We start from the raw sequence: 10461 nt of genomic DNA, 5'->3' as shown, positions 1-10461 counted from the left end.
CTGGTATTTCATTTAGCTCTATTGATTCTGGTTTTATACTCCAATGAATTGTTTCGGAGGGATTGGAGATAGTTTTGAAACAAGCTCGTTTATTTTTTAAATATAATAAACAATAAGCATTGCGTTTTTTCTTCATACTTATTGTCAAAGTATTAACTTTAATACCTAATGAAAAATAATAAAAACTTAATGAAAAATTAGAAAAACAAATAAGAAAAACAGAAACAAAGTTTACTCTTTCCGTGTCCAGACGCGGCATGTAAATTTTATGATGTTTACGGACAAAGAAGTATTGAGCAAATGGCACATACAAATATATTTGCTTTCTGCTAAGAGTTATTAGCTCTCCCGATAAGGATATTCTTTAATAGTAGGGGATTAAACTTATAGCCATGACAGTTCTGGGCATAGTTGGCTGCAGAATATTTGAGGATGAAATTACCCATGTGCTTGCAAACGATTCTTATATAGACAGGATATACATCATAGAAAACGAAGAAAACAAAGGTCTTCTGCACAAACTTGAAGCTGAAGGATGTAAACCAGTGTTCCTTCCCTTTTACAAAATCAAAGCAGACCTGAGATGTAGTAATAAATTTAGCGTTATTGTCCAGCTTCAGGGGATGGGGCTTCATGTAGATCCTGCCCGGCTTAAAAATGAAACGTATACAAACGTTGATATTATGTCCAGAAGTGTGGACGGAATTCTACTTTTTTACGGCTCCTGCGGGCAGGCACTTTCCAGGATACAAAGAAATTTTGCTCATACGAGATGCCCTATAAAATCGCTGCAGGACAGGGACACAGATGAATCAATGAAACCCATTGAAGACTGCATTGCAGCAGCTCTCGGAGGTAACTCTCATTATCAGGAAATCCTGAAAAGTCACAGTGATACCTTTTTTTTAACTCCTATGTGGGCTGTAAACTGGAAGACCGCATTCAGAGTTGGTGATAAATTACTTCTGGGCTTTGAATTTTCTCCTGAATATCTTAGAGAACTTGGTTACCGAAAAGTTGCCCGGGTTAACACAAAACTGTCTTATGAATCGGATTTTGAAAAAAAAGTTGAAGAATTTGCACATGACTTCGGTTTCGAGGTCATAGAACTGGAAGGAAACACTGAAATAGCGCAAAAATCGTATAACCATATGCGAAACATGCTTCTCAGGCCGCTTAAGGTCTGAATATATTGTTTATCTTGAAGGCATTTTCAAGTTATTGAAATATTCCCGTTATTGTGTTAATTTCAAGGTGACCAGCTTTAATTTAAAAACTATATGAAATTCTTCGTATTTTCCCAACGGTAGAACTTTTTTCGTCTTCAGTTACAGGACTATTTTTCAAGAAGAATATCACATCTCCAAAATATTAAAAAGCCGTCATTTTTTTAGCTTATATATTTTCAGCTTACATATTTTTTAGGTTACATGATAGTTATTGGGTGACTCTTTAACTTGTGTAAAATCAGCCTATTGATGTTAATTTCAATATAATTGATAAGTGCAAGTATCAAACATTGAAAAGAGGAATCAATTCCCTCCAATTAAAGAAAATCAATTTAAAAACATTTCTCCATTGAATTTTAAGACATGTTTATAGCCGAAAGTTAAGGGTCGAATTCGTCTTTTAGGTACTTGAGATACTTAACTATAAAAATACGACAAAATAAAAAATTGAGTAGATATTTTAAGACAAATTACTCCCGGAAGACTGCAGTTTTAAGGAGGATATAAAATGGCAAATTACTCCTGGACTGCAGTTTAGAGAGACTAAAAATAGCAAATTACTCCCGGAAGACTGCAGCTTTAAGGAGGATATAAAATGGCAAATTACTCCTGGAAAACCACAGATTTACGGAGGTTTATAATGGCGTTTCATAAGACAAATCAAGTAAATCTGATTTGTCTATTAATAAAATTACATCTATATATATAAACATTTCGTAGTTCTATGACATTACCACATTTAATAAAAAAGAACAATACAAGTTAAAGTGAAAAAAGATATTATATAAAAATATTAATATAATACAAAAAAGAAAAGATGCTTAGAAAATAAGCAATTTCATTTATTGCAAAGTTATCCAATATGTTCAATTATGATAATTTTATAAGAGTTTCGCTGATTTATGGGCGGAAGAATAATGTCTCTTCGCTATTTTGAGTGGGTAATTTACATTTAAGTTCTAAATCTGACCTAACACATATACATGTGAAAAGATTCTCGTATAAATCACATTCAATATAGAGGATTATCTGGTTTATGTAGTTGTTTTTCAACTGAAAAAGTATCTTCAACCCTACAAAATAGAGAGAAATCATAGTATATTACGTAAAAACACCATCGAATCCGTTTTTACCCAAATAACTAACAATTATTAGCCAAAAACTGTGTTTTATGTATCTTATTCCCTAATGCTCCGAGTGTTGAATCTATCGTACAGAGTGGCTACTCATTGGATTTAGGAAGTTCTGTATTTTAATTACGTGTTAAAATCAAGAGCTTCCGGGTTCATTTTTGATGTCTAATAGCAGTTTCTGTATCATTTTTCAGATTCATACTCTTTGATAATAAAATCACTCTGTGGGCCAAGCATCCTGATTATTTTTCTCACTGGGTGCTCCAGGGTTCATGATACATTGTTCTGGGGATAAGATGCGTACGGCACAAGGTAGATTATTGGTTTTATGTGCAGTGGTCCTTTTACTGCTAGCACAGAACGTATCGGCTGATGAAAACCATGTAAATATTACTTTTATCTGTTATGATGGGAGTGCCCTTGCTGCAGCAGAGCAGTCCAATCCATATAATGCAAGTATAAATGTAACATATATTTCGGGGTATTCCGATTTTAGCAATGTCACTTTTGAAAACCAGGATGTAATATTTACTTATATGCTCTGGTCGCAGTTCAAAGATATCGGAGACGACCTTGAAAGTGCTCACGAAAACGGGACTGCACTCATAGATATTACTTCTGCAATAGATACAACATACATTAATACCTCAAGTTACGATAAGATTTTTTCCGGGACTACCCCCTATAATTCTACTGAAGAAAAATTCTTCTATAATATGGGTTCTAGAGGAGTTCTGAAGAAAAACACTGAGAACTTCCTTATATATCTCGCAAAAACTTATGGAGATAAACCCGAGCTTACGAAAGACTGGGTTTATGAAGATCCTATAGAATTCCCTGAAGCAGCTATTTATCATCCGGATGCTCGTTCTTCTACTAACGAATCTCAGCCAGACTGGTTTGAAAATACTACTGATTACCTTGAATGGTACTCTAACTCAACTAACTCAAATTCAACTAACTCAAATGAATCACGGCATATTTACGACAAGAGCAGACCCACTATAGGGATATGGTTCCATGCTTCCGATTATACCGGTGACAACCTTGAAGTCATAGATGCTCTTATCCGTGATCTGGAAGGAAAAGGATGCAACGTTATTGCAGGTTTTGATACTTTTAACGATATTCATAAGTTTTACTTTGACGAAAATGGAGAATCTCTTGTCCAGTGCGTAATTTCTCTTAAGAGTTTCCGTTTGAATTATGATGATCCTGATAAAGGTGTACAGGAGCTTGAAGACCTTGACGTTCCTGTCCTCACGGGATTGGTTGTTACAAATCCTGCTAATTCGACTGACATAGCTGATAGTAATAGAGGTATCCCCAGTGAAGAGGTTGTATACAAAACTCTGCTCCCGAGCATTGATGGGATTTTCGAGTACATTGTAATAGGAATTGATAATTATGATTCCGCAACAGGTGAAAGCAACTATGAACCTCTGCCTTCTCAGATTGACTGGATGGTAAATAGGTCGATTAATTGGGCAAACCTGAAGTTAGAGGAAAACGAAGACAAGAAAGTAGCTGTGATTTACTATAATTATCCTTCAGGAAAGGATAATATTGTAGCAAATTATCTCAACTCCACCCAGAGCATGTTTGAACTTCTTAATGCAATGAATAAAAGTGGCTATGAGGTCTCCGGAATCCCGGAAAACAGTAGTAAGCTCATGGAGATGCTTCAAGCACAGGGCATCAATGTTGGTTCCTGGGCTCCTGGAGTTCTGAATGGAATGGTGGAAAACAGGACTGAGTGGGGCCTTCAACTCATACCTATGGATACCTATAAAGAGTGGTTTGAGTCTGAAATTCCCGAAAATCTGAGAGCCAATGTAACAGCTGAATGGGGAGAACCCTGGTCCGAAGATCTGCCTCAAAATAAGAGTGTTATGATCTATGAGAATGAAACCGGTAAATACATTGTAATTCCAACGGTGCGTTTCGGAAATGTCTGGCTCATGCCTCAGCCTGCCAGAGGTACAGGACAAAATAATGACACCCTTTACCACAGCAACGTTGTACCTCCCACACATCAGTACATAGCTTTCTATCTCTGGCTAAACCATGAATTCCAGCCTGATGCTCTTATTCATATGGGCACTCACGGTACGCACGAATGGCTCCCGGGCCCCACTTACGGCATGAACCGGACTTCAGACTGGTCTCCTCTCCTGCTGCAGGATATTCCGAATATCTATCCCTATATTGTTGCCAACGTGGGAGAAGGAATAACTGCGGAGTACAGGGGTAATGCTCTAATTATTGACCATTTGACTCCAACCCTTGAACGCGGTGGGCTTTATGGAGATTTGCTAAACCTTTCAACTGATGTGGAGGAGTATTATGACCCCGGGATTTCTTCTCAGACAAGAGCAGGATATCAGAAGGCCATAGTAAATGAGATAATATCACTCAACCTCAGTGTTGATCTGGGAATAGAAAATGTAACCGCTCTTCAAGACTACAATGAAACGGAGTTTGGAAATTTCATTAAAAACACTCTTCATGAATACCTGGAAGACGTAGGAAATGAAAATATCCCATACGGTATGCATATCCTCAGCCATGTTCCTACAACGAATATGACATATCCTGAAAGTGATGAACTTACCGGAATGGTAAGGGCTATGCTTGGAGGAAGCTTTGAGGATAATATCACTGCTGCTTTCTACCCTGAATCTTCGTATCCTCTCGGAATTCCGTTAAACGATACAAAAGTTACCAAACTTGTCTGGGAAGTTGTAACCAATAATACAAGCGTTTCTCAGGCGCAGACTGCAGTTTATGGGAAAACTAACAGCACAGTTGCACTTGATCTTGAACAGGGGCTGGATTATAAAGACAGGCTTCTTAACTGCGATGTGGAGATTGACAGAATTCTTTCAGCTCTGAACGGAGGATTTATTCCACCAGGCTCAGGGCTGGACCCTATAATGAATCCAGATGCAGTACCTACAGGGCGCAACTATTACAGCATAAATTCGAAGCTCTATCCTTCAGAAGCAACCTGGGAAGTTGGAAAGTCTCTTGCAATCCAGATGCTTGAGGACTATTACAATGAACACGGGGAATACCCTAAAAAAGTTTCATTCTCAAGGTTCGGGGTGGAGTTTATTGCGGACCACGGGACTCTGGAAGCCGAAGTGCTCTACCTGCTTGGAGTAAAACCTGTATGGGACGAGTACGGGTATGTAACCGGAGTTGAAGCTATCCCTGAAGATGAACTATTGCCAAATTATGATACTTCAAAGCCTGGAAGGCCGCGTATTGATATCGTCTATACTACCGCAGGTATGAGGGATGCTTTCCCGGATAAGATCAAAATGATAGACAGTGCTGTGAAGCTTGCAAGCTCTCTTCCTGGCGTAAACTATCAAAACTATGTAAATCAGAGCTCTCTTACACTCTACGATTCCCTAATATCTGAAGGGTATGACAACGAGACTGCAACAAAACTCTCTACAATGCGCTGCTTTGCAGTAATGGACGGTACTTATGATATAGGGGTCTCAGATGCTATCAGTGCAAGCGGGTCATGGGATAATGAAGAAGATATTGCAAACGTATACCTGGACAAGATGGGATACGCTTACGGAGAAGATTTCTGGGGAATACAGTCCAGAGCACTCCTCGAAGGCAACCTGAAAAACGTTGAAGCGTCAGTACATTCGTCCTCTTCAAATCTTTATGACTCCCTTGATAACGATGACCTTTTCCAGTACTTCGGCGGCATGAACCTGGCAACTAGGTATCTTAGCGGCAATACTCCGGAGATGTATATTTCGGACACAAGTAACTCGGATGGGGCTCAGATGTTGGGAATGCAAGAGTATCTCAGCAAGGACTTGCGGGCCAGATATTTCAACGACAAATGGATTGAAGGAATGAAAAACTCCGGATACTCAGGCGGCAGCATGATGTCCGAATTTGTGGACAACCTCTTTGGATGGGAGGTAAGTGACCCTGACCTTGTGGACGATACAGTCTGGCAAGAAGTGTATGAAACCTATGTAAATGATCCTTCTATGAAAGAATGGTTCAAGCAGAATAATCCCAGTGCTTACCAGTCTGTAACAGCGAGAATGCTTGAGGCAGTCAGGCACGATTACTGGGCACCCTCAGATGATGTTATCGAAAGCCTTGCAAAGGAATATGAGGAGTCTGTGGCCGAGAATGGGGCTTCGTGTTGTCACCATACCTGTGGAAATCCCCTGCTTCATGAGTTTGTAAGTGGAAAGGTATCTGTTCCGGGCTACTCCGAGCAAATAGAAGCTGCAACTAAAGCCGAAACTCTGGAGACCACAGAAGAGACCCAGAGTAGTAGCAGTGGTAGTCATCACGATCATAATACTGGAAACGCTACCGTAGTACCAAAAGCCAGTTCATCCAGTAACCAGACGTCTCAAGAGTCGGACGGAGGATATGGTACAGATACTTCTGAACCTGATCCTGGAGTTCAGAAATCCTCAGATACTGATTATGTTGAAGGGTATGAGATGCAGAAAGATTCTGCTGAAGAACCTGAGAATAGTGGTTTCTCATTTTCAGGATCTGATGTTATCGGAATTCTCTTTGTAGTGGTAGTCGCGGGTGGAATTTACCTGGGTATGAGAAAGAGATAAACACAGAAGTATGGAATGAAATAAACAGAAAAATGAAATGAAATTCAAAAAGGGTTAAACCCTTTTTCTTTTTTCTTAAAAAAGACTCTTTATTTTTGATTTTTGCTATTATTGATTTTCAGCACTAATTTTGTTCTTTTTCAGTCCGCTGCTCCCTCGTCTTTTTCTTCAGTCTCTTTTATGTAGGGCTTAATATCCAGCACGGGTGTCCCATTAATTGCATCAAGCCCTTTTACATGGAGCACATTACCCTCCACTTTCAAAAGCTCTACAATGGTAAGTCCTATCCCATTAGGGCGATAAGGGCTCCGGCTGGCAAAGACTCCGGAGATTTCTCCGTCGTAATGGCGGCGGTGGATGAGTTTATATCCTTTAGATTTGTTGAAGTAAAACAGGATGTACAGTTTTTCAAAATCTTCGATTCTGTAAAGCCCATCGGTAAACTCTTTCTTGAGGACTATCTTTGAGACTTTACTGTACACCTCTTCATTGTATACTGGTTCAAGGTAGTCGTTTTCGATGTAGCCTACAGGAACCATTTCAATTCCTTCGGAAGCCTCAGGAATTTCATTCATCTTTTGCCTCAAAACATGGAATACAAACTATTTTTCCATTTTTAACCCTGCCCATAGGTTCCATGAAACCTTCTCCGCATTTGCTGCAGACCAGGGTGGGGTGAATTATGGCTTTTTCCGGTGGTTCGGCTTCAACTTCCCTAACCCAGAAAAGCTCTTCTTCGGGCATTTCCAGTATTCTCTGGCTTTTTGCGTCATGAGATGCACGAAACTCTCTTTCCTCTTCGGGGCTTGCAGTGCCTGCTCTCAATTTTGCGAAGAGTGTGGTGTGCCTTTCGTCCGGGGGGAGGGCATTGGGTTTCAGGGAAATTCTCAGAGCTTTATTATCGCCTCTTTTGAAGTACGTGTAAACATGTTTTCCGTGATCCTTGAAAATTAGATTCCCTTTCCCAAAGGTGCACCCGTTTATTGCCTGAATGGCATCCACAGCGCATGACCGGTTTTCTACAATTGCGACCAGTTCTTCATCTTTGCTGCGGTCTTTGAAGTGATTGGCTGCAAGTGTTGCTACTCTGTAGCCAATGGAAAGTCCGGGACAGACATGCCCATGAAACTGTACTGCAGTATCGAAATCCAACTTTTTGACTCCTGATGTTTTTAGCTCTTAGTTTTACTGATTTCCACGTTAGACTGTCATGATAAAAATGATTAACCCACATTCTGCAGTATTTTTCGAAAATCAATATCTTTTCCTGATAAAGTTTTTGAAATAGATCTAATTAACTTAAACTCTTAATGGCATTTAGTGAATATTGAATGGTATCGTTTTTTGTCTCTAAACACACCATGTAGTCGCTTTGCCTTTGGCATAATAGTTCAATAGATCCTCATTTGATTGAAAATCGATAGCAGGAAAATTATGAACTATGAAGTTTTACTGCGGAAACTGGATTTACTTTGACGAAATAATTTCATATTATTTAGGTATTATTTATAGGTTTTTTGTTTGATTAATATTATAAAAGGTATCTCGTAATAAGAACAGGCTTGCTTTCGAGTAAGAACTAATGTAACTATTCAGCCTATCTAAACATGTCTGATGATATTGATTCTAGTGATAACGAGAAATCTAAAAAATAATATATAACAAATGAAGAAACACAGTCAATAGCTAACAATTAAAAAAAATCAATTTACGCAAATTTGTCTGTTGAATCGTAGTATAAATTACTAATGATACTGTTTTATATAGGCTGAATAAGTACAAAATAAGAATATTCACTCTGTACTGTTCTGAGTTTTTACTCTTGAAAAGGCATAAATACCGAACTTGAATTTGAATATTTTATATTTGTTAGTGTCTGAACGGAAAATACAGATCGGGTTTGAGATCACTAATTATCATTTATAAGCAGGACTCCGCTCACTTTATATAATATGAATTGAGAGTAATCAACCTCATCCAGAGAATATTATGAAAAATGTTTGATAAAATCCTATTCTATGTAAAAACTCCAAAAATAATTATTGGAATAATTATTATAATTGGGAGCCCTATTTGCCACCTCTGATAGGCTCCCAATTGCGTGATTCAACCCCTACGATTAAGAGAAAAACCCCTTAACTTTTAATCGTTGACTTTCCCTTTATGTTATAGAGGTATATAACCTATACGACTTTAAAATTTGCGCCACATTAAATTATTTAGCCACAGCAAAATCACAATCGTGAGGCTTAATAGCTGACCGTATCACTAAATATATTTTTTATATGTTAAAGTTTTACAAAAAGCGATGAAATTGCTTGAAAAGCAAAAAAAAATGTTATCTTTTTTTATCTGCTTAATAACTTATATTAAATGTATATAAAATTCAATTTTCAGGTGAAAATAGATACAAAGTCTGGTTATAGAAACTAATTCATAATATATATATTTTAGAAATTAATATTCAATATAATCTTTTTCTTGTTTTATCCCAAAATCCTTTCACTTTTTTAATTTTTATATTATAGTTGTGTATCTTATACAAGTGACCTATTATTTTACTTCAACTTCGAATTTGTTTCATTTTACATAATCATTCCACAATACCAAAATGAAATTGAAATTTACTCTATTGGTCATCGGTTAAGGAATTTTCTTGCCTAAAAGCTATCGATTTTGCATTAGAAGCCAGCTTAACTTTTAGCCTATTTACATGAAATGGATACCAAGTTCCAGCTCAGAATTTATTAAAATCTTTGAAAAATATTGAGGAAATCGACGCAATTTATCACGATTCCTTACTTAACCGAAGACGCATGAAATTTACTCAACATTTAACTTTTTGCGTCGCTTGCTGTTGTATTGTGTATTGAACTTCCAAATGGTCTTGAGTCTGCGAAATAATTTCAGGATACAACGGTTTTGGGATCCGTTCAAAGATATAAAGCCTGATGTTTGGGTAAATATTAACTTTCTTAAAAATTCGTCACACTCTTTTCTAAAATTAAAAAAATTCTCAGAATTTTTCATTGCTCTGAGAAAAATTGAGAGTTCCAGGTAATCCCAGATTAAATTTATATTTTTCAGGACTTGAAGCCTCAAGAATCTGATGCTTTATATAGTACAGTGCGTTCAGAATATTACCACTGTCTTCAGAATTCATATCTCCGGAATAGGGATGGATATTTTCTTCAAGGGCATCCAGAAGCCCTGGATCAATGTCGTTTATGAAGTAAGTATCCAGAACCAGAAGGTTTGAAATCTGCTCGTAGAATGACGTAAGTTCCCGAAGCCAGTTCGGCACTCCGTAATCTCTTGCATACTTTTCCCTGTTCAGAAACGCAAGGTAACCAGAGATAGTAGTTATAAGATCTTCAGTTAACATGTTGTCAGGAAACACGATTGGAAAATGTTTCATCGCTACAGGAGCTACATAACTCGGGTATATCATTTCAGACTTACAGACTGAAGGAA

At 37.7% G+C, this 10461-nt stretch carries 4 protein-coding genes and 1 pseudogene; 2 read left to right on the top strand and 3 right to left on the bottom strand.

Annotated elements, in window-relative coordinates:
- The first annotated feature begins 392 nt into the window (after window positions 1-392).
- Together A9239_RS09085 and A9239_RS09080 are read left to right on the top strand one after the other, a co-directional pair.
- A complete protein-coding gene (locus A9239_RS09085; protein ID WP_048120021.1) occupies window positions 393-1187 on the top strand; it encodes a DUF1638 domain-containing protein in 795 nt (264 codons plus the stop codon).
- A gap of 1471 nt (window positions 1188-2658) precedes the next feature.
- Window positions 2659-6987, top strand: coding sequence for a cobaltochelatase subunit CobN (locus A9239_RS09080; protein ID WP_048120019.1), 4329 nt, complete (start codon window positions 2659-2661; stop codon window positions 6985-6987).
- Window positions 6988-7127: 140 nt separating this feature from the next.
- Here A9239_RS09080 and tsaA read toward each other — a convergent pair whose 3' ends face one another.
- The 3 genes and pseudogenes from tsaA to A9239_RS09065 form a co-directional block, all read right to left on the bottom strand.
- Entirely contained in the window at window positions 7128-7562 is a 435-nt protein-coding gene (tsaA, locus tag A9239_RS09075) for a tRNA (N6-threonylcarbamoyladenosine(37)-N6)-methyltransferase TrmO (RefSeq protein ID WP_048120017.1), read from the bottom strand.
- A complete protein-coding gene (locus A9239_RS09070) occupies window positions 7555-8139 on the bottom strand; it encodes an FmdE family protein (RefSeq protein WP_048120015.1) in 585 nt (194 codons plus the stop codon). The genes tsaA and A9239_RS09070 overlap by 8 nt, the downstream gene beginning before the upstream one ends.
- Before the next feature lie 1864 nt (window positions 8140-10003).
- A pseudogene (locus A9239_RS09065) lies at window positions 10004-10461 on the bottom strand (hypothetical protein); the annotation flags it as partial.

The sequence above is a fragment of the Methanosarcina sp. A14 genome, from assembly GCF_001729375.1.
Classification (GTDB): domain Archaea; phylum Halobacteriota; class Methanosarcinia; order Methanosarcinales; family Methanosarcinaceae; genus Methanosarcina; species Methanosarcina barkeri.
The sequence above is the reverse complement of the archived record's forward strand: the minus strand, read 5'-3'. Positions and strand labels throughout refer to the sequence as shown.

Excerpts from the sequence above, each read along its gene's own strand:
- A9239_RS09080 (WP_048120019.1), top strand. The coding sequence starts at position 2,659 with ATGCGTACGGCACAAGGTAGATTATTGGTTTTATGTGCAGTGGTCCTT.
- tsaA (WP_048120017.1), bottom strand. The coding sequence starts at position 7,562 with ATGAATGAAATTCCTGAGGCTTCCGAAGGAATTGAAATGGTTCCTGTA.
- A9239_RS09085 (WP_048120021.1), top strand. The coding sequence starts at position 393 with ATGACAGTTCTGGGCATAGTTGGCTGCAGAATATTTGAGGATGAAATT.